The following is a 23,411-nucleotide window of genomic DNA, read 5'->3' as shown; positions in this document are numbered from 1 at the left end:
CGAATCGTTTTGAATATCTGTCTTGCACCAAGCCTGCCTCAAGCAAAGACAGAGGCTGAATCTATCGATCGCAAGCGCGAGGCTCTCCATGCACTTCGATTTCATTGACTTGCGGCTGTTCCTGAATGTCCTTGAAGCCGGCAACATCACTGCTGGCGCGGCACACAGCCATTTGTCACTGGCATCGGCCAGTGCGCGGATCAGGGCGCTGGAAGCTTCACTCGATACGCCTTTGCTCGAACGCGGCAGACGCGGGGTAACACCGACTCCGGCAGGCAAAGCCCTTGGACAGCATGCGCGGCTGATCCTGCAACAGGTCGAACGCATGCAGTTTGATCTGGCCGACTACGCCAAGGGTTTCAAAGGGCAGGTCCGGCTACTGTGCAACACCTCGACGCTCAGCGAACACCTGCCGGAATTGCTGGCAAGCTTCCTGGTCACTCACCCCAATATCGATCTCGACCTGGAGGAGCAACCCAGCCTGCGCATCCTGCATGCCGTGCGCCATGGTACGGCCGATATCGGCATCATTTCCGATGCGATGGACGCCAGCGACCTGCAGACCCGACCATTTCGCGATGATCCTCTGACACTCATCATGCCGGTGGATCATCCGCTCGCCACCCTCTCCGCAGTGCGTTTCACACAAACTCTGGATAACGAATTCGTTGCCCTGTCGGCCAGCAGCGCCTTGGGTATCTATCTCGAAGAACAGGCGCTGCACGCCGGCAAGCGCTTGCGCATCCGGGTTCGTGCCGAAGGCTTCGACGGCGTCATCCGCATGGTCGCCCATGGCGCCGGGCTGGGGATCGTGCCGCAGGCCGCCGTGAATCGCTGGCAAGGTCCAGAAACATTCAAGGCGTTGCCGTTGAGCGATGCCTGGGCTGATCGAAAACTGCTGCTGTGCGCAACGGACTTCGACTCACTGCCAGGCTATGCCAAGGCATTGTTGACGTTTCTGGACCCTGGGCATTTTTACTCAGTACCCCAGTGATAACCCTGTGTTGCGACGCGGGTCGTTGGCCCCGTAGAAACGGTTATTGCCCACCGGTTTGCCTTCCAGCGAAGGTGCGCCGACCAGGATTGCAGCAACGTGGTTGAGCGGCTGAGGCCCTGCAAACTTGTGCCCCCAGCTTTCGAGGATCTTGAGCGTATCCGGGCTGACGGCGAACGCCTCAAGGTTGGTGGTTTCCGGCTGCCATTGCTGATGGAAGCGTGGTGCATCGACGGCTTCCTGAATGTTCATGCCGTAGTCGATCACGTTGAGCATTGTCAGCCAGGTTGCGGTAATGATCCGGCTGCCGCCCGGCGTGCCGACCACCATGACAACCTTGCCATCCTTGGTGACGATGGTCGGGCTCATGGATGAAAGCGGCGTCTTGCCCGGCGCGATGGCGTTGGCTTCGCCCTGCACCAGACCGAACATGTTGGGCACGCCCACCTTGGTGGTGAAGTCGTCCATCTCGTCATTGAGAATGACGCCGGTCTTGCTGGCCATGACCCCGGCACCGAACCAGTTGTTGAGGGTGTAGGTCACCGAAACCGCATTGCCCCATTTATCGATGATGGAGTAATGAGTGGTGTTATTGCCCTCATGGGGCGCGACGCCCGGTTTGATCTTGTTGGAGTCACCGGCCTTTTGCGGATCGATGGCCTCACGCAGTTTGGTGGCGTAGTTCTTGTCCAGCAGGTGCTCGATTGGATTCTTGACGAAATCCGGGTCGCCCAGATAGCTGTTGCGGTCGACATAGGCATGACGCATGGCTTCTATCTGATAGTGCGTGCCCTGGGCCGAGCGATAGCCCAGCTCTTTCATCGGGTAGCCTTCAAGGATATTCAGCATCTGGCAGATGACCACGCCGCCCGAGCTGGGTGGCGGTGCCGAAACCACGTGATAGCCACGGTAGTCACACTCGATGGGCGCAAGCTCGCGGGGCTTGTAGTGATCGAGGTCAGCCTGGGTAATGATGCCCTTGCCGGCCTGGCTGGAATCCACCAACGCCTTGGCGACCCAACCTTTGTAGAATCCGTCGTTACCCTTGCTGGAGATTTCCTGCAGGGTCTTGGCCAGATCCTTCTGCACCAGTTTCTGACCGACTTTCAGCGGCTCGCCCTTGTCCAGGAAGATCGACCCCGAGTCGGCCATATCCGCCCTGAACACATCAGTGGCCGTCGACAGCAGATCGACATCGCCCTGCTTCAGGACAAAGCCGTCCTCGGCGAGCTTGATGGCCGGAGCAATCACGTCCTCACGCTTGCGGGTCCCGTATTTGCTCAGCGCCAGTTCCATGCCCGCGACTGTTCCCGGCACGGCCACAGACAAGTGACCTTTGGAGCTGAGATCAGGAATGACATTGCCCTGCTTGTCCAGATACATGTCGGCAGTGGCCGCCAGCGGAGCCTTTTCGCGGAAATCCAGGAACGTCTTGCGCCCGTCGGCCAGTTGAATCGTCATGAAACCACCGCCGCCCAGGTTGCCTGCTGCGGGGTAAACCACTGCCAGTGCATAACCGACCGCCACGGCGGCATCGATCGCATTTCCCCCGTCCTTGAGAACATCGACACCCACGTGGGTCGCCAGATGCTGGGCGCTGACCACCATGCCGTTTTCGGCGGCGACCGGTGCCTGAGAGGCGGCGTGAACAGGGGCGTAAGCCAGAATGAGTGCTGTCGCGATCAGCGACCTGGAGAGGGGTTCAAACTTCATGTCGTTCCTTCTTTTTCTGAGTCGGGGGACGTTTGGCAAGCGTCATGCAAAACGCCTCAAGGCCGTATCCGGCACTCTTGCGCGGGCCAAACGCCGTCCAAAGTAGCGGTTCCTGCCGCCCCTGCCAACAACCGGTCCAACGTGCGACTCAGCGATCACTGCGTTTATGGGATAAGATCGCGTTTTAAAATGAGAATCATCCATATCTTCATGCGCCAGTTTTCTTCCCGGGAAATACGATGACGTCCACTGTCGCAGCCCCGCGCATTCTGGTCGTCGACGACCATCGCAAGATCCGCGACCCGCTGGCCGTCTATTTGCGCCGCCATCAGTTCGAGGTTCGTACGGCAGAAGATGCCGCTGGCATGTGGCAGTTGCTCAAGCATCAGGCATTCGATGTCATCGTGCTGGATGTCATGCTGCCCGATGGCGATGGCTTCGAGCTGTGCAGCAAACTGCATCGACGCGAGAACATTCCGGTGATTCTGCTGACCGCTCGCGACACCTCCGCCGACCGGGTTCACGGCCTGGATATCGGTGCTGACGATTACGTGACCAAACCGTTCGAGCCTCGCGAACTCGTCGCGCGGATCAACAGCCTGTTACGTCGGCGCGGCACAGGCCAGAGCAGAGCGAGCAGCGCACTGCCGCCCGCCGACACATCGGATCTGAAGCAACGTTATGAGTTCGCCGGTCTGAGTTTCACCGCCAGCAACAGCACGCTGATACGTCTCGATGGCTCGGCTGTCAGGCTCAGCACGGTAGAAAGCCGGCTGCTGCAGGTACTGCTCGCCAACCCCAATACCATTCTGAGCCGCCAGCGCCTGATCGATCTGACAGCCCGCCCCGGCACTGAAGTGTTCGACCGCGCCATCGACCGGCAGATCAGCCGCCTGCGCCGCAAACTCGATGACAACCCGCTGGAGCCGGACTTGCTGCGCACCATCTGGGGCGACGGCTACATGCTGGTCGCCACTGTCACCTTGCCCGACGCATGAAGCTGCTGCGACGTTTATGGCCCAGGCGCATGGCCCATCAACTGGGCGTCTTGCTGCTGCTCGCGCTGCTGGCTTCCAATGCCATCGCCATGCTTTATCTGCAACGTACCGGCGCCCTGATTCACCCGTTGTCACGCACACTGGCCATTGAACGGCTGATCACCGCCTATCATGCGGCACAGGGTTTATCCGCCGAAGATGCGTCGCGTCTGCTGACTTCAATGCAGACACCTGACTCGCACTTCTGGGTCGCCAGCAGCGCCATCGCCGATGCCAGTGATATGCGCCCGGAAGAACATCGCATGGTCAGCGACCTGAAGAAACGCCTGACCCTGCCCGCCGATGCTCTCATCGGCATGCAACTGGAACGCATCAGCGGAGGCCCGGCACGCGAGCATGTTTTCGTGGCGGCCGGTTGGGCACCGCTGAGGTTGCGTACCAGCATCGGGCTGCCTGAAGGCAAGCAGTTGAACGCCATCCAGCATCCGGCAGGGGGTTACGAATGGGGCCGCATGCTGGCCTATACCTTGCCGGTCACCACCATTCCAGTGTTGTTGATCGTGATCTTTTTCATGCGGCGCGTGGTGCAGCCGGTCAAGACACTGGCGCAGGCGACCGAGCGGGTCAGTCGCGGAGAATGGATATCACCCTTGCCGCTTTCAGGCCCGCAAGAGGCTCGCGACCTGACAAAAGCTTTCAATGTGATGCAGGAACGCATCGCCCGGCATGTCGAAGGCAGGACGCGAATGCTCGCCGCCATCAGTCATGACCTCAATACGCCCATCACCGAACTGCGCCTGCAAATGGAGTTGCTGGAAGACAGCCCCGAGCGCGACGACATGCTCGAAAGCCTCGATGAACTACGCGCCATGGTGCGCGAAACGTTGAACTTCGTACGCGGTGATGCGGTGCAGGAAGCGACGGTCAGAATATCGCTGACCGCCCTGCTCGACGACCTCACCCGCCGTTATCAGAGCATGGGACAGCCGATAGGCTGGGAGCGCGGGCAAGAGGTTTATTGCCACTGTCGTCCACTGGCGCTCAAACGAGCACTGACCAACCTGATCGACAATGCCTTGCGCCATGCGGGGGATGCCACTGTGAGCCTTACTGTCGACGAGTCGGAAATCCGCCTGGAAATCCTCGACCACGGGCCGGGGATCGAACAGGACTGGCTGACCCAGGTGTTCGAGCCCTTCGTGCAATTGAGCCAGAGCGGCGCGGATAACACCCAGGGCGGGCTGGGCCTTGGCCTGGCCATCGCACGCTCCTGCATCCAGGCCCATGGCGGCGAACTCACCCTGGAAAACCGCCCGCCTGCGGGGTTGTGTGCGGTTGTAAGGTTGCCCTCTGTTCGCGAATAAATTCGCTCCTACCCCGCTCGCCGTGGGAGCGAATTCATTCGCGAAAAGCTCAATCAGAACCGCACTGTCGTACTCGCCCACAACGTACGGCCATAGTTGACGGTGCCATAGGTTTCGTCATCCAGACGTCGGTCGGTCACGTTATACAGCGCGCCATTGAGCGAGACATTTTTGGTCAGTTCATAAGACCCGCCAAAGTCAGCCGTGGTGTAAGCCGGTGACGCTTCGTCGGTGATGGTGTTGCCGTATTCCTTGCCGTAGTAATTGGTCGCCGCCCACAGTTGGGTGCGGTCGTTCAATTGCCATTCGGCACGCAGGTTGGCTTTGCGCTCCGGCGTCAGGGCCAGTGGCGCACCGGCGTTGGCGCCGCTCTTCTGCTCGGAGTCGGTATAGGTGAAGTTACCCTTGATCGCGACGGCCGATGTCACATCCCAGCGACCATTCAGCTCGACGCCCTGGATGACCGCTTTATCGACGTTGACCCGGTCCATTACGGTGAAACCGTTCCAGACCTCTGTGGTGGTCACAGTCGACAGTTTGTCCTGGAAGTCGTTGTAGAAAACGGTCGCACCAGCCGACAGGTTATTGCGGTTGGACCACAGCGCCGACAGTTCGTAGTTGGTGCTGGTTTCCGGCTTGAGGTCCGGGTTGCCGAACATCACGAAACGGTTGCGTCGCAGGTAGGAGTATCCCGGAACCACGGCACGCACTTCAGGTGCCTTGAAGCCACGGGCGACACCGCCCTTGAATGTCCAGTCATCCGTCGCACGCCACACACCATAGACCCGCGGGCTGAAATGCACGCCGTACTGTTCGTGGTCGTCCATGCGCAGGCCGGTGGTCAAAGAGAACGTATCGGTCATCGACCATTCGTTTTCGGCGAACAGCGCCCTCTGCACAACGGAGAACTCGTAGTTCCTGCGATCACCCAGCCCCTGGTTCCAGTCGGTGACCGTGGTGTCGTTCCACTGCATGCCAACCGTGGTGATGTTGTGCTCGGTCGGCATCACCAGCTTGGCGTCGAATACGGTGTTCTCGACCTCAGGCTTGCGGCCCAGCACATCGGTCTGGGTCGAGTCGGCCAGACCTTCACGGCTGGATTTCTCGTAGGCCAGCGACACATCGGAAGTCGCCCAGCCCCAGCGGCCCTGGTGGGAAATAGACCAGTGATCGCGGTTGTTTTCCTGCTCGCGGGTCGCCCAGTTCGCACTCAGGCCATCGCCGTTTTTCAGGCGGGTCGCACCGGCTTCCAGCAGGATCTCGTGGTCGGCGTTCGGGGTAATCGCCAGGCGCGCCGTGAGGTCACGGTGGTCTGCCTTGCTGAAGCCGTTGGTTTGTTCGATATCGTCGTCAGCCTGACGATCCAGATAACGTCCCCAGACCTGCAAGCCCAGCAGGTCTTCCTTGATCGGGCCGCTGAGGTAGAACTGGGTCTGGCGAGCATTGCCCTGATCGCTGTGCTGACGAGCCGAGTAATCGTAGGTGATCGAACCGCCCCACTCCGGCGTCACCTTGCGGGTGATGATATTGATGACGCCACCGATGGCATCGGAGCCGTACAGCGAAGACATCGGGCCGCGTACCACTTCGATTCGCTCGATGGCTTCGGCAGGCGGAATGAAACTCTGTTCGTAGCCGCTGTTGCCGTTGACCCGGGATTCGCGAGCGCTCTGGCGCTTGCCGTCCACCAGGATCAGCGTGTAATCGGCAGGCATGCCACGAATGGAAATATCCGTCTCGTTGGCCCCACCGTTGACCGTGACACCTTCGACATCACGCACCGCATCGGTCAGATCACGAAAGGATTTCTTGCGCAGATCGTCACCGGAAATGACGGTCATCGAGGCGGGTGCATCCTCCAGGTTCTGCTCATAACCGGCAGCCGTTACCACCACGTCTGCAATCGACAGCACATTGGCCGACTCTTCGGTTGTGGCCTGCTCTTGTGCATGCACCTGACCCGAAGCCAGACACGCCAGCGCAAGTTTGATCATTACAGCTGAAGGCCGTAGACGGAGAGGAGAATGCATGGAACGTCCTTACGATTCAAAGAAGTAAAAGAGAATCGTATGCATCTACATTCACAAAGGTTGGACAAGATGTGACAAATGAGGAGAACCACTCTCTGCTTGCCAGAGATTCCCTGTCTCGCTGGCGGGATGGCTCTTCCTCTGCTGAGTGAAGTTTCCGAGAAGGTCACGCCCTATTGCGCCCCGGAATCGGCCTCTCTAGGCTCTTGCGACCTGCTTCATTCACCTTCGAGTTGCCCATGCCCGACATAAAACCGTTCATCGTCAACGAAGCCCTCAGCCAGCAGGATGTACTCAACCTCGCTTCCGATCTGCTGCGTTGCATCATTGCCACCGCCAATGAAGCCAGTGAAAGTCATAACCATGACCTGACAATCTCGATCCTGCATCTGGCGCAAATGGCCAAGGCCATGGTCGACCGCTCACTGGACTCGATGGTGGCTTGAGCCCTGCGGGCTGCGCTTTACTCCTTCCTCAGATACCCCTCGACTATCGCTGAAAAATCCTTGTTGCCATCACCCCGCAGACTCATCGCCTGATAAAGCTGCTGGGCAAGGGCACCAAGGATCACCGGCTGATGCGCTGCCTTGGCGGCTTCGGTTGCCAGGCCCAGGTCCTTGAGCATCAGCTCTGCGCCAAAACCGCCGGTGTACCCTCGCGAAGCCGGTGCGGTTTCCACGATCCCGGGCCAGGGGTTATAGAACTCCGAACTCCAGCAACGCCCGGTCGAACTGTTGATGATCCCGGCAAGCACCTGAGTATCGATCCCCAGCGAATTGCCCAGTGCCATGGCTTCGGAAATGCCGATCATGGAAATGGCCAACAGCATGTTGTTGCAGATCTTGGCGATCTGTCCGGTACCGACATCCCCGCAATGCACGATGTTGCGGCCCATCTGTGACAGCACCGGCTTGAGCACGGCAAAGTGTGCGGCAGTCCCGCCGACCATGAACGTCAGCGTCCCGGCCTGAGCGCCAGCGGTTCCACCGGAAACCGGCGCATCGCCCACCACCACGCCTTGCTTGCCTGCAATGCTGGAGATTTCACGTATGGTCTGTGGATCGATGGTGCTGCAATCAACGGCCGGCACACCGGCAGCAATACCCGCCAGCACGCCATCTTCCCCCAGATAAACGCTGCGCACGTGGACTGCGGCGGGCAGCATGGTGATGACCAGCTCGCTGCCCTGAGCGGCATGTTTCGGGGTTTCACGAATACTTGCGCCCAGGGCGGCAAGCTCGGCCAGTACGGTCTTGTTCAGGTCACACACATGCAACTGATGACCGGCCTGAATCAGGTTGCGCGCCATGGGTGCTCCCATGTTGCCCAGGCCGATAAATGCGATTTTCATTGTTGTTCTCCTTGGCAGGTCGTCAGCTCGAAATACATCGAGTATAGAAGAGGCCTGCCAGGGGATTAACGCGCTCACATTGCAGACGGTTTCGATCCGTTACTGGCGCAACAAATCCGGGTTTTCGCCAAGGTCCCAGAACAATCCGGCAGCAGCCTTGAGGCCTTGTTCGACGATGCTTTCGAGCAAGTGCTCATCGGGCGCGTGCTGTTTGCAGGAAGGATAGGAATGCGGCAGCCAGACCGTCGGCAGCCCCAATACATCGGCAAAGCAATGGTTGGGAATGGTCCCCCCGAGGTTCGGCAAAATGCTCACCGGTTCACCCAGGCTCTTGCTGACCGATTGCTGCACAAAGCCCACCCACGGGTGACGCGGGTCCAGGCGGGTCGCGGCATAGCCGCCGTCGATCTGCACCTGAACATCCTGAAAGCCAAGGCTATCCAGATGCTGACGCAGGTTGCCCGCCAGCGATTGCCAGTCGGTCCCTTCGACAAAACGTAATTGGCAGACCGCTTCAGCCCGCCCCGGAATCGCGCCGATCACCTTGACCGTGTTGCCCGATGACAGACCGACCACTTCCAGCGCATTGCAGCCGAACAGTTTCTCGCCGGTTGTCAGGCCCGGTTCGCCCCACTCAGGGTTAAGCGTCGGGTCGAAACTTTCCCCGCCCACCGGCAAGTCGCGAATCAACGCAGAGACATGCTCGGGCATCGGCGCAGGTCGCAGAAAGTCGACCTGCAACTGCCCTTTGGCGGACACCAGACTGGCCAGCGCATGCCCCAGCACAATCGCCGGGTTGGTGATGATGCCACCCCAATTGCCAGAGTGTCGGCTGCCATTGCCGGTGTCCAGGCTCAGCCGGAACTGGCAGACACCCCGAGAGCCGAGAAACAGTGTCGGCAGGTCATGGCGTACCCGCGGCCCATCGGAAGCCAGAAACAGGTCGGCGCTCAATTCTTCGGCGTTTTCGCGGCAAGCCTGTTCAAGACCGGGAGAGCCCACCTCTTCGCTCATCTCGAAAATGATTTTCAGGTTGAAACCCAAGCGTCCATTGCGCGCTTTCAGGACCGCTTCCAGCGCCGCCAGGTTGATGCTGTGCTGACCTTTGTTATCGGCAGTGCCACGGCCATAGATGCGCCCGTCCTTGACGCTGATTTGCCAGGGCGCGGTGCCTTCCTGCCAAAGTTCGTCCTGGCCGCTGGTGACGTCGCCATGCCCGTAGGTCAGCAGCGTGAGCAAGGCCGGGTCTTCGATACGTCGGGCGAACAGCAGCGGCGGCTTGCCGGGTTGAGGATTCTCGACAAGACGGCAGGCGAACCCCAGTTCGGTCAGCAGCGGTTGCACCTCGCCAAGCAGGTAATCGCGCAATTGCGCAGCACATTCAGGGTTCTGGCTTTCGGTGCGCCGGGCGACCCGGCGGTTCAGATCTTCAAGAAAGACACCGCTGCTCAGGTTCTGGGCGGCAAGGGCGATGGCGTGTGCTCGGGTATTCAAATCGGGGCTAGGCATTGAGGTTCCTTTGACCAGGCATTCGGCGTCGGGAGTCGAAAAAGGGCGCTCGACCGACGATGAAATGCAGGGTAACGTTGCCACCTGACTTGCAACAATTATCAAGTTCTCAAAGCATCATTGCTTTCAGGACAAACCAGACCTGCACATTACTGAGGCAGAAACGGAGCCCCGCATGCACGATCTGCCCTTGCGCTACTTCCATAGCGTGGCCAAGACCGGTTCGCTTTCCGCAGCCGCTGAAGAGCTGCATGTTGCGGTCTCGGCGGTCAGTCGGCAGATCAGCAATCTGGAAGACACGCTGGGGCTGCAACTGTTCGAGCGTAAACCCAGGGGCATGCAGTTGACGGAGCCCGGCGAACTGCTGCTCGCTTATGCCACCCGCAATGTGCTGGAAGTCAAGAACGTGATCGCTGAAATGCGCGGCGTGAACACCTTGCAGCAACACAAGATCGCGCTGGCATGTCCGGAAGGTATGGCGTGGGAGTTTCTGCCCAGAGTGACGGCGGAGTTTCGCAACTTTCATCCGGGTGCAAGCTTTGACATGCAGGTCGTGGACTCGGCGCGTGCCTCGCAACTGGTCAAGGACGGCGCAGTGGATATCGCCCTGACCTTCAGCCTGACCCCCACCATGGGCGTCGAAATCGCCCTGAGCTGTGAATCGCCGATCAGCGCCCTGATGCCCGCCAGCCATCCACTGGCCACGCGCGAATCATTGACCGTGCAGGACCTGCGCGAGTATCCGCTGGCCCTGTCCCAGCCCGGTTCGACCATTCGCTATCTGTTCGACATCGCCTGCAATCTACATGGGATCAATGTGGTTCCGACTTATACCAGCCAGTCGCTGGGGGCGATCTATACGATTGTCCGTTACTCGCGGGATGTCATTGCGTTGTGCGGCACGGCAACGGTCAGCGGCGCGACAGGCCGTGACAATCTGGTACTGATCCCCATGAGCGACCCACAGTTGCGTCAGCGCAGCCTGCAGGTCCAGATCATGGCCGGCCGCAAGCTGCCGGTGCTGCAGCGCTACTTCCTCAGCTTTCTGGAAGAGCAGTTGCTGACTGTGAGCAAGCCAGCAACTACCAGAGGCTGACGGTGTACGTCAGGATCAAACGGTTCTCTTCGTATTGTGAGGTGTCACGCACGTTCACGCCGATGTTCATCCAGGTAGCGCCGAACCCTTTGAGCGGACCGTCCTGCTGCACGTAGCTGAGGATGGAAGTTCGCTCTGTTTCATGGCTCTGCTGACCGAGGTTGATGTCATTGCCCTCCATCCAGCGGGCCATCCATTTCAAGCCTGGAACACCCACTCCCGCAAAGTCATAGTCGTAGCGCACTTGCCAGGAACGCTCGCCCGGTTTGACGAAACCCAGCGCCGACCAGTTGATCAGGTAAGGTGCGGGCGCATAGCTGTTGAAGGTCGGGAACGTGTCCTGTCCGAGCATGCGTTGATAACCTGCACCGAATGTGTGATTGCCCTTGAGCAGGCTGAACATCAGGCCATAGGTCCGGTTATCGACTCTCCCGGAAAGCGCCTGGCCTTCTTCTTCGGTGTTGTAATAACGGACATCGGTCTTCAACGCGAAGCCCGCGCCCAAAGGCATCTTGTGCGCGACACCGAGGTAGTGCTGACGATAGATGTCTTCGAGCAGGGCGTAGAAATAGGTACCCGACAGGCTCGGCGTAAAGGCATAACTCACACCCGCGAAGTTCAGCCCGTCGCTGGACTGGGTCGGCGAATCCCCCCATAGATAAAGGTCTTCGCGGTTCGAGGACTCACGACCGGTGATGCTCCAGAAGCGTCCGGCTGTGAGTGTCAGGTCCTTGACCTCACGGGACTCCAGTATCGCGCCTTCGTAGCTGGTCACCAACTGGCGTGTCGGATCATAAGAAGCAATCGGCAGGTTCGGGCGCTGATTGCCGATGCGCAATTCGGTTTTCGAGTAACGAACCCTGGCGGTTGCGTTGGCTCGACTGTAGTCATGCACCGGGCTGCCATCGGTTTGCACAGGCAACGCACCATCGGGCGCCCGCGCCCTCTCACCGTCAAGGCGATAGGCAAAGTCGCTGCCCAGGTCCAGACCGAATTGCAGCGGCCCCTCGGTGTAGCCGGATTTGAATTGCAGATCGAAACCCTGCGACCAACTGCCGGTGCGGGACTTGGGAGCATTCTCCTGCTTGAAATCACGATCCACATAAAAGTTGCGCAAGCCCAGTGTCAGGTGGCTGTCGTCGAAGAAATCAGCCTGGGCCGTGCCTGTTGCGCACACACCTACGGTTGCCGCCACTGCGCACTTGAATCGCAAATCGAACATAACCCACTCCAGAAACGTCTTGGTTGGCGGTCGTCAGGACCTGTCTGGGCAGTCAAGGGATCTGGCAGCGTCAAGCACCAGATCGTCGGAGCAAGTGCGCCGAACGAACATGTCGAGCATGTTTCTAGGAAGAGGAAATAAAGAGGCGGTCGAGCCTTGAAGCATCGACCGCTCGCCCGGTCAGGGCTTTTTCATCTGTCGACGGATAGCCAACAGGGTCACGAGGCTGAGCATGCCTGTCATCAGCAAGTAGAAGCTCGGTGCAAGCTTGTTGCCACTGGCGCCAATCAGCCAGGCCACGATGAATGGCGTGAAGCTGCCGAAAATCGTTGTACCGATGTTGTAACTCAAGGCCATGCCGGTGGCGCGAACCTGGGTCGGGAACAACTCAGCCATGAGTGCAGGCAGGCCACCGAAGTAGATCGCCTTGAGCACACTCATCCAGAACAGCACCGCCAGCAGAGCCATCAGGGTCGGCTGAGCCGCCAGCCAGGAAAACGCCGGGTAGATGCTGAGAATGAAGATGACCGAGGCACCCAGCATGATCCGGGTACGCCCGAAAATGTCTGACAGATGACCGATGAAAGGCGTGAGCAACGTCAGCACCACACCACTGAGCAAGGTCCCGGCGAAACCGATGGAAGCAGTCAGGCCCAGCTGTTTCACTGCGTAGGTCGGCATGTAGATGATGACGTAGCTGACCGAGGTAGACAGCACCAGCGCACCCACTGCCAGCAGCATGCGGTACTTGTGAGCCTTGAACAGTTCGCCGACAGGCGCATGGCTGCGCTCGCTTTCCTTGAACTCGCCCGCCTCGTCGATATGACGACGGATGTACAAGCCGATAGGACCGATCAACAGACCGAACAGGAACGGAATCCGCCAGCCCCACGACTCCAGTTGCTCGATCGTCAGCGTCGAGGTCAGCAGCAGGCCAAACCCCGAAGCCAGCAATGCGCTAAGCCCCTGGCTGGCAAACATGAAACTGGACATCAGGCCTTTGCGCTTGGGGGCATGCTCCACAAGCAGGGCCGTGGCGCTACCGAACTCGCCACCCGCAGAGAAACCCTGAATCAGCCGGGCCAGGAAAATACCGATGGGTGCCCAGATACCGATGCTTGCGTAGGTCGGCATGATGGCGATCAGCAAGGTGCCAAGCATCATCAGCCAGATCGAAGCCAGCATTGCAGACTTGCGCCCCACACGGTCTGCATAAGAGCCCAACACCGCCGCACCGAGAGGGCGAATCAGATAGGACACCGCAAAAGTCCCCAGCGCCATCAGCAAGGAAACGGTTTCATCGGCACTGGGGAAAAACAGTTTGGAAATGGTCATGGCAAAGAAGCCGTAGACGATCAGGTCGAACCATTCCAGAGCGTTACCAATGGAGGACGCAATGACCAGCTTGTATAACTTGCCTTTGGACATCGACCGGACCGGGGCGGACTCCGAAGTCATATGCGCTGTTGTCATTCAAGGATCTCCGACAGATAAAAGGATGGGTCTACTGCCCGGCCTTGAATGGCGGTGTGTCGACCTTGAAGTGATGGTATGAGCGCCCGACCTTTCCCACAATTATGCATTTCAGAACATTTCCTTGCTCTGAAGAGAAAGCAGCGCTGCAACATTTTGTGCCTTTTGGGCATTAATGGTGCTGATGCATATGACGGCCTGCCCGCTGGCCAGTAGCGGGAAATCCCGCTACACAAACCGCTAAAGCCCCAGCATCAACCCGCTCAAGCGCTTGACCTTGCGACGCAGCGCCTCTTCAAACACGCCCTGGCGCGGTTCGATCAGGCTGAACCAGTGTTTGGCGCGGGTGATGCCGGTGTAGATGAGTTCTTTGGTCAGCACCGGATTCAAGGCTTCGGGCAGGATCAAGGCGGTGTGTGCGAACTCCGAGCCCTGGGATTTGTGGACGGTCATGGCATAGACGGTTTCCACATCATTGAGCCGGCTGGGCAGCACGAAACGCACACCATCGCTGCCGTCGTTGCGCGGGAAGGCGACGCGCAAGACTTTCTTCCCTAAGCCGTCGCGTTCAGGCAGGTACAAGGTAATGCCAATGTCGCCGTTCATGAGGCCCAGACCATAGTCGTTGTGGGTCATCAGAACCGGGCGGCCTTCGTACCATTGCTGGTCCTTTTCGATCAGGTCCGCACTGGACAGGGCTTGGGTGATGCGCTGGTTCAAACCCTCGACACCCCAAGGCCCCTTGCGTACGGCACACAGCAACTGGAACGCATCGAAGGCCTGCAAGACCGCACGCGCCCAGCGCGTCCAGCATTCGTCCTCCAGCGCCGAGCCATCGGCAGGACGTTGCTCGGCCAGCACGCCCAGATAATGGCGATACCCCTGCGGCCCGTCACCATGGCCATCGAGCAGCAGGCGCTCAAGCCGCTGATCCTGCTCGCCCTTGAGGGCCAGGCTGAACAAATCCTTGTGACTGCGAGCAGCCAGCAGCGCACGGGCTTCGTGGTCCTGTTGCTGGTTGACCAGTCGCGATAACTGGCCAATACCGCTGCCCTGTCCGAAGCGCCGCGAGTGACGCAACATCACCACTTGCTGCGCGAGAGGATGCTGCCGGGCGTCGCCTTGTTTCAACGCACTCTTGCTCAAGTCTTCGCCGCTGATCGCCTCCAGCCAGGCTTGGGTCTGCGGGCTGTAGAAACCGTTTTCAGCGTCACGACACAGATCCCCAAGCACCGCGCCCGCCTCGACAGACGCCAATTGATCCTTGTCGCCCAGCAGCACCATGCGCGCATCGGGTGGCAGTGCGTCCAGGAGGTTGGCCATCATTTCCAGGTCGATCATCGAAGCTTCATCGACCACCAGAACATCCAGCGGCAGTGGATTACCTGCGTGATGCCGGAAGTGCCGCGTCCCCGGACGACTGCCCAGCAGACGATGCACCGTGGTGACTTCGCTGGGGATCTTTTGCCGCACGTCAGCGCTGACGTCCAGGCTTTGCACCTGCTGGCTGATGGACTCGGTCAAACGGGCCGCCGCCTTGCCGGTGGGCGCAGCCAGACGAATACGCAGTGGCTGACCGCTTTGCACAGCAGGCGCTTGCAGCAAAGCCAATAACCGCACGACGGTCGTGGTCTTGCCGGTGCCCGGCCCGCCGGTGATGATGCTGAAACCACGACGAGTGGCCAGAGCGCAGGCCAGTTTCTGCCAGTCGATCACCGCGTCCGGTGCAGTGCTGGCCGGGCCGAACAGAACGTCCAGACGCTGGGCCAGATCCTGTGGCGCACTTTCCGGTTCGGCCAGTCGTTGACGCAATGCCGCTGCGATGCGGCGCTCATAGGTCCAGTAACGACGCAGATACAGACGTCGATCAGACAACACCAGCGGTTTTTGCCGAGCCTCCGGGCTCGCGTCTTCGGCCAATGCGACCAAGGGACTGTCGGCCAGCGCTCGACACCATGTCGCGCCATCCAGACCGACCAACAGTTGCGACGGCAACAGCACGGGCACGCTTTGGATATCGCCTTCCGGTGGCAGCGACAGGGCGAAGTCAGGTTCCTTGAGGGTTTCATACAGATCCAGGCACACATGCCCGTGACCCAGTTGATGACTGCTCAAGGCCGCCGCCAGCAACACCCGTGAATCGGCTTGCGGATCAAGCTCACCGAGAAAGGCCACAAAGGCTCGGTCCAGAGCACGCAACCAGCCTCGCTCCACCCAGCGTTCAAGCAATAGCAGCAGATCGTCGACACGGGTCAACGGGCTCAGGCTATTTTCATCCAGTGGCGTAGGTAACAGTTCGACAAACGAACGGCTCATGCGAACGCTCCTGGCTGTGCGGTTGGGAGGAGTTTGCCCTGGAACAGCAGGTCCAGGCTCTCGATCAGTTCACGCGGCGGTCGGGTGAAGTACACGCCCTGGGTGGATGAGCGGCTGCCACGCAGGAACAGGTACACCGCGCCGCCCATGTGCAGGTCGTAATCGTAGTCAGCCAGCCGCGCCTTGAGTTGGCGATGCAAGGCCAGCAGGTAGAGAACGTATTGCAGGTCGTAGCGGTTTTCGAGAATGGCCGCTTCCATCGACTGCTCGGTGTAGAACGTCTCGTCACCCCCCAGCCAGTTGGATTTGTAATCGGCCACGTAATAGCGCCCTTCATGCTCGAACGTCAGGTCGATAAAGCCTTTGAACATGCCATTGAGCGAGGTGGTCTGAGCGACCAGGCGCGGCGCATTACCATGGGTGTAACGGCGCACGAGGTCATCCATCTGCGCCACATTGACCTGACTGCTGGCGAACCAGAACTCCATTTCAACCCGGTACTGGTTGGGTTGGTCCAATTCCCCCAGAGCGACCGGCGTCACGTCACTGCCCAGAGGCAAAGGCATGTTGAGCAGGTGTGTCAGCCATCCCGTCAGGGTGTTGATCCATCCTTCCCAGCCACGTCGATTGCAGCGACGGGCAATCGCATCGCTCAACAGCTCTGAATCATGGGCCGCCGCAGCAAAACCTTCGTTACCCGCCCACTCCAGCAGACCATGCAGAAAGGTGCCGGGGTTGGGGCCACGAGGGAAACGGTGGATATCGTCGCCAGCGGCCAGTACCTCACGAGGAGCCTGTGGGTCGAGGCGTTCGTCGTCGAACAGCTTCTGCGCCTGCGGGCTGTCAGGCGACGCATCGCCGCTCGTGGTCATGGTGTCACCAATGCGCAGCGCACTGTATGACGCAATCCACCAGTTCTCGGTTGCACGGCGTTTGGGCACCAGTGCCTTGACGAGGCTGGCTTCGTTGCGTGGCGGGCTGAAGATATCGGCGTCGGGTTCGGGAACAGGTTGCAAGGCGATGCTTTCACAGCCTTTGCTCAGGTCCCGCAACCACAGTTGCAGGTCAGCCGACTCGCCCAACGCCACACCGCCGCCCAGCAAGTAACCCAGAGCCGAGCGATGCAGCATGGAGCTGTTGAGATTGCCGCGCTTGAGGTCTGCGACACCCAGCCAGCAAGCGTGTTCGGAACGGGTCAGGGCGACATATAGCAAGCGCAGGTCTTCGGCCAGACGCTCGTTGTCGGCCAGTTCGATCAGTTCTTCCGTGGGTTGCAGGCTGATCTGTGCATTGCCCTCGGCATCGTGAAACTGCAAGGGCAAGCGGCTGCCATCCACCGGTTTGGTTGAGCAAATGAACGGCAGAAACACCAGCGGATACTGCAAGCCCTTGGACTTGTGGATCGTCACGACCTTGACCAGTTGCTCATCGCTTTCCAGGCGCAGAATCTGCTCTTCGGCAGCCTGACCGGACAGCGCCAGTTGCTCGCTCAGATGCCGGATCAGGGCTTGCTCGCCATCCAGCTCGGCGGCGGCCTGTTGCAGCAGCTCGGACAGGTGCAGCAGGTTGGTCAGTACCCGCTCGCCATCGTTGCGGGCGATCAGTGTCTGGGGCAAGGCAAAGTCGTGCAGCAGACGACGCAGCATCGGCAGCACGCCCTGATGACGCCACAGGTTGCGATAGCCGCGGAACTGCATGACGCGCTGTTCCCATGCCAGTTCGTCCTGGTTCAAGCGTTCCAGTTCAGCCAGCGGCAGGTTGAGCGTGATGCAGGCCAGAGCGGCACGCAGGATGCGTTCGGCGTCGGGTTCGGCACAGGCCTTGAGCCAGGCCAACAAATCATGGGCTTCCTGTGCGGCGAACACCGAATCCTTATCGGAAAGGTAGACGCTACGCACGCCTCGGGCAGACAGCTCATTGCGCACGGACTGAGCTTCCTTGCCATCACGCACCAGAATTGCGATGTCGGCGGGCAGCAACCCGCGCAGTTCCTTGTCGGGAGCTGCAAAACCGGTATGGCCTTGTTGCCCGCCCTTGAGCAGACGCACGATTTCACTGGCGCAACTGGCAGCCAGTTGCTGACGATAAACAGTGCCAGACACCGGCTGATCGCTTTGCAGATGCCAGACCGTCAATGCCGCAAGCGGCGCGCCATCGACGTGCAATGTTTCCTTGCGGCCCTGGGCAAGCGCCTTGGTAAACGGGACCGGGTTATTGTCGCCATCGCGAAACAGAAACGCACCCCACCCTTCGGCACGCTGCTCGGCCTGGTCGAATATGTGGTTGGCAGATTCGACCATCGCATGACTGGAGCGGTAGTTGGTGTCCAGTGTGTGCCAGCGCCCCGCCGTAGCAGTACGGGCGCGCAGGTAGGTGTAGATATCCGCGCCACGGAAGGCGTAGATCGCCTGTTTGGGGTCACCGATCAGGAACAGGCCGGTTTGTTCATCGTTATCTTCAAGGCGATAAATGCTCTCGAAGATCCGGTACTGCACCGGGTCGGTGTCCTGGAACTCATCGATGAGCGCGACGGGGAACTGTTCACTAATCAGGCTCGCCAGACGCTCACCCCCTGCACCTTGCAGGGCAGCATCGAGCCTGAGCAGCATGTCATCGAAACCCATTTCGGCGCGACGACGCTTCTCTTCTTCAAAGCGGGCACTGACCCATTGCGCGGCATGTTGCAGCACCATGGCATCGGGTGTGGGAAGAGCATCGAGGGCCGCTTTCAGTCCGGGCATGGCCTCCAGGGCCGGGTGCGACGGCGGGTCGCCCTTCCAGGCTTCGGCCATGCCATCCGGGGTCAGTCGGGTGAAGCCGGTGCCCAGCTCCAGCGTTTCCTGGGTTTCGTCTGCGGCCCATGCCTTGAGCTTTTCAAACCAGGGCGCAAAGTAGCGCTCCTGCATTTTGCGGCCATCGACGACTTTGCGTTTGACGCCGTCCTGACAAATCGCATGCAGCTCGTTGGCCCAATCGATCCAGGGCGCTTTCAATGCTTGCAGTGCTTCCCCGCGCTGTTGCAGGGAAGCCTGGATCAGCTCGGCAGGCTCTTGGGTCACCTGGCTGCGTTCACGACCGAACAAACCCCGGATGCGCGGCAGCAAGGCAGCCGGGCCACCCCATTTATCCCGCACCCAGTCCAGAGCATCGCCAGTCATGGGGTAACAGAAGCGTCGCCAGTAATCACGCAGCACTTCACCCAGCAGATCGCTGTGATCGGTTTCCAGGCTCTGAGTGAACAGGCTGCCACTGTCGAAAGCGTGCTCGCGCAACATGCGCTGACACCAGCTGTGGATGGTCGACACCGCCGCCTCGTCCATCCACTGCGCCGCGATATCAAGACGGTTGGCGCAGCCTGGCCATTGTTCTGTACTGAACTGGGCACGCAAGTCGGCGATCAGGTCGTCGGGCGCGGCGATTTCGTCACGAAAGAAACGGGCCGCTTCGGCCAGACGGGTACGAATCCGGTCGCGCAGTTCCTTGGTCGCGGCATCGGTAAAGGTCACTACCAGAATCTGCGGTGGCAATAGCTCGCGGCCAAAACCTGAGGTTTCATCTCCGTGGCCAAGCACAAGACGCAGGTACAGCGCCGAGATGGTGAAAGTCTTGCCGGTACCGGCACTGGCTTCGATCAACTGGCTGCCGCGCAGTGGAAAACGCAGGGCCAGGGGAACAGCGTGTTCTTGCAAGGTACTCATGCGCTGGCCTCCCCGCCGGACAGAGACTGCCAGGGTGCTTCGTAAATGGGTTTATAGAGCGCTTCGCACCAGCCGACAAACTCCTCGCTTTCCATCAACGCATTGAAGTCCGGGAACTGCCGGGCCAGCGCGGTGCTTTCGCCGAGTTCGCCGTTACTCGTCACCCCATCGCCTTCATAGGCCTTGCGTGCAGCGGCTTCGGCCTTGTCCAGAGGCTGCCCCAGCCAGGCGAAAGCGGTCTTGACCGCGACCGGCAGAGGTTGCTGCATGCCGCAGACCCAGGCTGTCAGCAGATCGTTCAGCGTTGCACTGGCTGCGTCCTTTTCCAGCGGGGCCAGCAGCAGTGTTTCATCGGTGGCCACCAACGCTGTATTGAGCGGCAAGCCGCATGCGCTGGCGACCAGATGCGTGACCCAGGGACGAATCAGCCGGTGCCATTTACGGGTTCTTTTCGAGCCAATGCTGTTGGGAATGACTGTTACGCTCAGCAACTGGTCTTGCGCATTGCCATGCAGAGCACCGAGCCAGCTTTCGATACTCACGCCGTTATGGGTGAAACTCACCGGCAATGCGCTGCTCAGCGCCTCAGGCCACAGGGTCAACAATGCCTGATAGCGCTCGAGCACATCCGGCAATGGTTCTATCAGTTCAGCCTGAAGGCGAGTGCCGAACCCGGCCATGGGCAGCAGGCCGCTACTTTGCAGTTTGATTGCCTGAGCCTGCAAGGCCGAGTCGATATCGTCCAGGTTAGCCATGGCGGCGGCCAGCAGGCTTTCACTCAGGCTATAACGCTCAAGGGCGTTGAGCACAAAAGGTTCTTCGTCGGGCACCGGCGCTTCGGCAGTCTCGAAGTAGATCTTCAGACGCTGACTGAAGAAGTGCTTTACCGGGTTTCTCAGGAAGTCCTGCAATTGCGCGATCGTCAGAGGTTCATCCTGCTCGTGAGGCGGCAACGCAGCAGCGCTGATCGGTGCCGGTTTGTCTTCATGCAACAGCCGCCATTCCTGAGCAAAACTGAAATAGCCGGTGCCTGCATGGAAATAGCTGGCACTGAAAGGCTGTAGCGGGTGATGCAGGGTCAAGGCATCGAGCAGGCGTTCGCCCGGGTCTTGCTTGCTGTCAGGCTCCTCGGCGGTGGCGAGTTTCCAGCCGCTGGCCAGATGATCACGCAACTGACCGATCAACACCGAAGCCGGGCGGTCGCTGTTGTCGCGAATACTGTGGCCGACCCAACTGATATAGAGCTGATCGCGGGCCGAGAGCACGGCTTCAAGCAGCAGGTAGCGATCATCTTCACGCCGGGAACGGTCGCCGGGGCGGTAATCGCTGCCCATCAGATCGAAATCCAGTGGCGGCTGAGCGCGGGGGTAATCGCCATCGTTCATGCCCAACAGACAGACAATCTTGAAAGGAATCGCCCGCATGGGCATCAGGGTGCAGAAGTTGACCGAGCCTGCCAGAAAGCGTTGGGACAGGCGGCCTTGGTCCAGACCGGCCAACCAGGCTTCGCGCACGACGGTCAGCGGCAGCTCATCGAGCAAATCGACCGTCTCACAGGTTTTCAGCCAGGTTTCGCGCAGAGTCTCAAGCTGGCCCAGCAAGTAATCGTCATGCTCACTATCGGCCTGGAAGAACACCTGCAAGAGCGTCTGCAAACGTGCTCCCCACTCCAGGGGTGTCGCAGGCAGGGACAATTCGGCATGGGTAACCTGCAATGCATCGATCAAGGCGACCAGAGGGCCGATCAGTGCCGCATCCAGGCCACCAATCTCGTCATAAGGTTCGATGCCTTCATAAGCTTCACCTGCCCCGACGGCATAGCCCAACAGCATTCGACGCAGCCCGAAGTACCAACTGTTCTGTTCAAGCTCGTCGGGCAAACCCAACCCGGCACGCTGGCGTGCATTCAAGCCCCAGCGCACTCCTGCACCTTCGATCCAGCGATGCAGAGTCGGCAAGTCGTGCTCCTGAATCTTGAAGCGTGCCCGCAAGGCCGGAACGTCGAGCAGATCGAGGATTTCACTGACCGGGAAGCGGCTGTCGGGGAGCTTCAACAGATGCTCGACCGCAATCAGCAAGGGCTCGCGACCACGTTGCCCCTGATCGGCCAGGGTGAAAGGGATGAAGCGCTGGTCATGGGAGTCTATCTGCCCGAATACCGCCCGGATATGCGGGGCATAGCTGTCGATGTCCGGAACCATGACGATCACATCCCGCGGCCGCAAGGCCGGGTCCCGGCTGAAACGCGCCAGTAGCTGATCGTGCAGCACTTCCACTTCCCGCTGAGCGCTATGCGCGACATGGAAGCGAATGGAGCGATCCTTCAAGGCGTCGATTGCCGGCCAGTGTTCGCGAGTCTCATCGAGAGGGCGCAGTTCGAGGATGTCATCCTGCAATTGATTGAGGATGGTTGTTGGCTCGCTCTCACTGAACAGATCGATACGCTCATCCTTGAAAGAAGAGCGGTAGCTATTGGGTTCGTCATGGGTGTCGAGCAGATTGATGTAGTCACGCCCTTGCTTGCCCCAGGCGGCGAGCAAAGGATGGGCATGCTGGTGCAGGGTCTGCGGATCAAGAGCCACGGGCATGCCGCTCTTGCGCGCCTGACGTTTGTATTGATGGCGGAGCAGGTCCTTGTCGGCGACGATATCGGCCCAGTGATGGCGGCAAGGGTTATGCACACAGAGCAGCACCTGGCTGAATTTCGATAACCCGGCCAAGGCTTCCAACGCCTGTGCGGGCAGGGACGAGATTCCGAAAACGATAACCCGTGCAGGCAGGCCTTGCGGTGATTCATCGAGGTTGCCGATGCGTTCCAGAAAACGCTGGTGAACACCTGCCCGGCTCTGCGCCATGCCTTCGGCCCCGACATCCTCAAGCAAGGCACGCCATAACTCGGCCTGCCAGCAGTTGGCGGCACTCAGCGGCTTGGCTCCCCCTCGGACATTGCGCAACTGATGACGACCTGCTGCCCAGTCTTCCAGCCAGTCAGCCCGATACACCTGATATTGGTCGAACAGGTCAGCCAGCCGTTCAGATAGTTGATAGCGCTTGCGCAGATCAGTATCGGCGGTAAGGAAACGCTGCAACGGCTCGAAATGGGGCTGGTTGATCAACTGTGGCAGGAGGCGCATCAGACGCCATGTCAGCGGTGCCTTATCGAGCAGCGAGATTTCCGGAATTTCGTTGCGGCCCAATACAGAGCGATACAACTGCCACATGAAACTGCCGGGGAGTTGAACATCTATAGCGGCCGCGATACCGCAGCCACCTTGATCTTCATCCTGGGCGTCTTCGGCCAGGGCCAGCTTGAGCCACTGGGCGATGCCGTTGCTTTGCACCAGGGCAATCTCGTTCTCCAGAGGTGCCAGGGGATAGCGTCGCATCCAAGAGACAACCAGACTGCGCAGTTCATCCGGGCGGTTGCCATGAACCACCATGAAGCCGGCGCTCAGAGAGGTTGTGACGGACATGTATGCTTCCTTGACTCGAACGAGTAAAACCTGAGGCCAAACCATAAGGGCAAGCGACCGGGATTGCCATAAGCAATCCACCACATTTGATGTGGCAAGCCAGCAGACAAAGGGTTGGGACCAGAAAGACAAAACCCCCACCTGCGTTTGCAGATGGGGGTTCTGAATTTGAAT

The 23,411-nt window shown here is 59.7% G+C and carries 14 protein-coding genes; 5 read left to right on the top strand and 9 right to left on the bottom strand.

Annotated features, from left to right (window positions below; genetic code table 11):
- The first annotated feature begins 88 nt into the window (after nucleotides 1-88).
- Complete coding sequence (locus tag ACODS3_RS16200) at nucleotides 89-994, top strand: LysR substrate-binding domain-containing protein (protein WP_489035250.1); 906 nt, start codon at nucleotides 89-91, stop codon at nucleotides 992-994.
- Here ACODS3_RS16200 and ggt read toward each other — a convergent pair.
- Nucleotides 980-2,707, bottom strand: a complete 1,728-nt coding sequence (ggt, locus tag ACODS3_RS16195) for a gamma-glutamyltransferase (RefSeq protein WP_489035248.1) — start codon at nucleotides 2,705-2,707, stop codon at nucleotides 980-982. The genes ACODS3_RS16200 and ggt overlap by 15 nt on opposite strands.
- A 239-nt stretch (nucleotides 2,708-2,946) precedes the next feature.
- On the opposite strand from ggt, the gene ACODS3_RS16190 reads away from it, so the two are divergent.
- Nucleotides 2,947-3,705, top strand: coding sequence for a response regulator transcription factor (locus ACODS3_RS16190; RefSeq protein WP_201020104.1), 759 nt, complete (start codon nucleotides 2,947-2,949; stop codon nucleotides 3,703-3,705).
- A 29-nt stretch (nucleotides 3,706-3,734) separates the two neighbouring features.
- Nucleotides 3,735-5,069 (top strand): ATP-binding protein, encoded by a 1,335-nt coding sequence (locus ACODS3_RS16185; RefSeq protein ID WP_489035245.1) that lies wholly within the window; start codon nucleotides 3,735-3,737, stop codon nucleotides 5,067-5,069.
- Nucleotides 5,070-5,122: 53 nt separating this feature from the next.
- Here the strand turns inward: ACODS3_RS16185 and ACODS3_RS16180 are convergent, their stop codons facing one another.
- Nucleotides 5,123-7,099, bottom strand: a complete 1,977-nt coding sequence (locus tag ACODS3_RS16180) for a TonB-dependent receptor domain-containing protein (RefSeq protein WP_304575314.1) — start codon at nucleotides 7,097-7,099, stop codon at nucleotides 5,123-5,125.
- 239 nt (nucleotides 7,100-7,338) lie between these two features.
- Between ACODS3_RS16180 and ACODS3_RS16175 the strand changes: the two genes are divergently transcribed.
- Nucleotides 7,339-7,545 (top strand): DUF6124 family protein, encoded by a 207-nt coding sequence (locus tag ACODS3_RS16175; protein WP_304575315.1) that lies wholly within the window; start codon nucleotides 7,339-7,341, stop codon nucleotides 7,543-7,545.
- 17 nt (nucleotides 7,546-7,562) lie between these two features.
- Here ACODS3_RS16175 and mmsB read toward each other — a convergent pair whose 3' ends face one another.
- Nucleotides 7,563-8,450 (bottom strand): 3-hydroxyisobutyrate dehydrogenase, encoded by an 888-nt coding sequence (gene mmsB / locus ACODS3_RS16170; protein ID WP_201020101.1) that lies wholly within the window; start codon nucleotides 8,448-8,450, stop codon nucleotides 7,563-7,565.
- 99 nt (nucleotides 8,451-8,549) lie between these two features.
- Nucleotides 8,550-9,944 (bottom strand): M20 family metallopeptidase, encoded by a 1,395-nt coding sequence (locus ACODS3_RS16165; protein WP_374063468.1) that lies wholly within the window; start codon nucleotides 9,942-9,944, stop codon nucleotides 8,550-8,552.
- Nucleotides 9,945-10,134: 190 nt separating this feature from the next.
- Here ACODS3_RS16165 and ACODS3_RS16160 point away from each other — a divergent pair, with 190 nt between their 5' ends.
- Nucleotides 10,135-11,055, top strand: coding sequence for a LysR family transcriptional regulator (locus ACODS3_RS16160; protein ID WP_489035242.1), 921 nt, complete (start codon nucleotides 10,135-10,137; stop codon nucleotides 11,053-11,055).
- Here the strand turns inward: ACODS3_RS16160 and ACODS3_RS16155 are convergent.
- The 5 genes from ACODS3_RS16155 to recC all read right to left on the bottom strand — a co-directional run bounded on the left by ACODS3_RS16155 (nucleotide 11,042) and on the right by recC (nucleotide 23,237).
- The gene (locus ACODS3_RS16155; protein WP_489035240.1) at nucleotides 11,042-12,277 is read right to left on the bottom strand and encodes an OprD family porin; all 1,236 of its coding nucleotides are present in this window, start codon (nucleotides 12,275-12,277) and stop codon (nucleotides 11,042-11,044) included. The two genes, ACODS3_RS16160 and ACODS3_RS16155, sit on opposite strands and share 14 nt — an antisense overlap.
- Before the next feature lie 180 nt (nucleotides 12,278-12,457).
- On the bottom strand, nucleotides 12,458-13,750 hold the full coding sequence (locus ACODS3_RS16150) for an MFS transporter (protein ID WP_236250264.1): 1,293 nt from the start codon (nucleotides 13,748-13,750) through the stop codon (nucleotides 12,458-12,460).
- 240 nt (nucleotides 13,751-13,990) lie between these two features.
- On the bottom strand, nucleotides 13,991-16,066 hold the full coding sequence (gene recD / locus ACODS3_RS16145) for an exodeoxyribonuclease V subunit alpha (RefSeq protein ID WP_489035238.1): 2,076 nt from the start codon (nucleotides 16,064-16,066) through the stop codon (nucleotides 13,991-13,993).
- Nucleotides 16,063-19,764 carry an exodeoxyribonuclease V subunit beta gene (gene recB / locus ACODS3_RS16140; protein ID WP_489035236.1) on the bottom strand — a complete coding sequence of 1,234 codons (3,702 nt, stop codon included), beginning with the start codon at nucleotides 19,762-19,764 and terminating at the stop codon, nucleotides 16,063-16,065. The genes recD and recB overlap by 4 nt, the downstream gene beginning before the upstream one ends.
- A complete protein-coding gene (gene recC / locus ACODS3_RS16135; protein ID WP_489035234.1) occupies nucleotides 19,761-23,237 on the bottom strand; it encodes an exodeoxyribonuclease V subunit gamma in 3,477 nt (1,158 codons plus the stop codon). The genes recB and recC overlap by 4 nt, the downstream gene beginning before the upstream one ends.
- Nucleotides 23,238-23,411: the final 174 nt, after the last annotated feature.

The sequence above is a fragment of the Pseudomonas sp. FG43 genome, assembly GCF_057809175.1.
The sequence above is the reverse complement of the archived record's forward strand: the minus strand, read 5'-3'. Positions and strand labels throughout refer to the sequence as shown.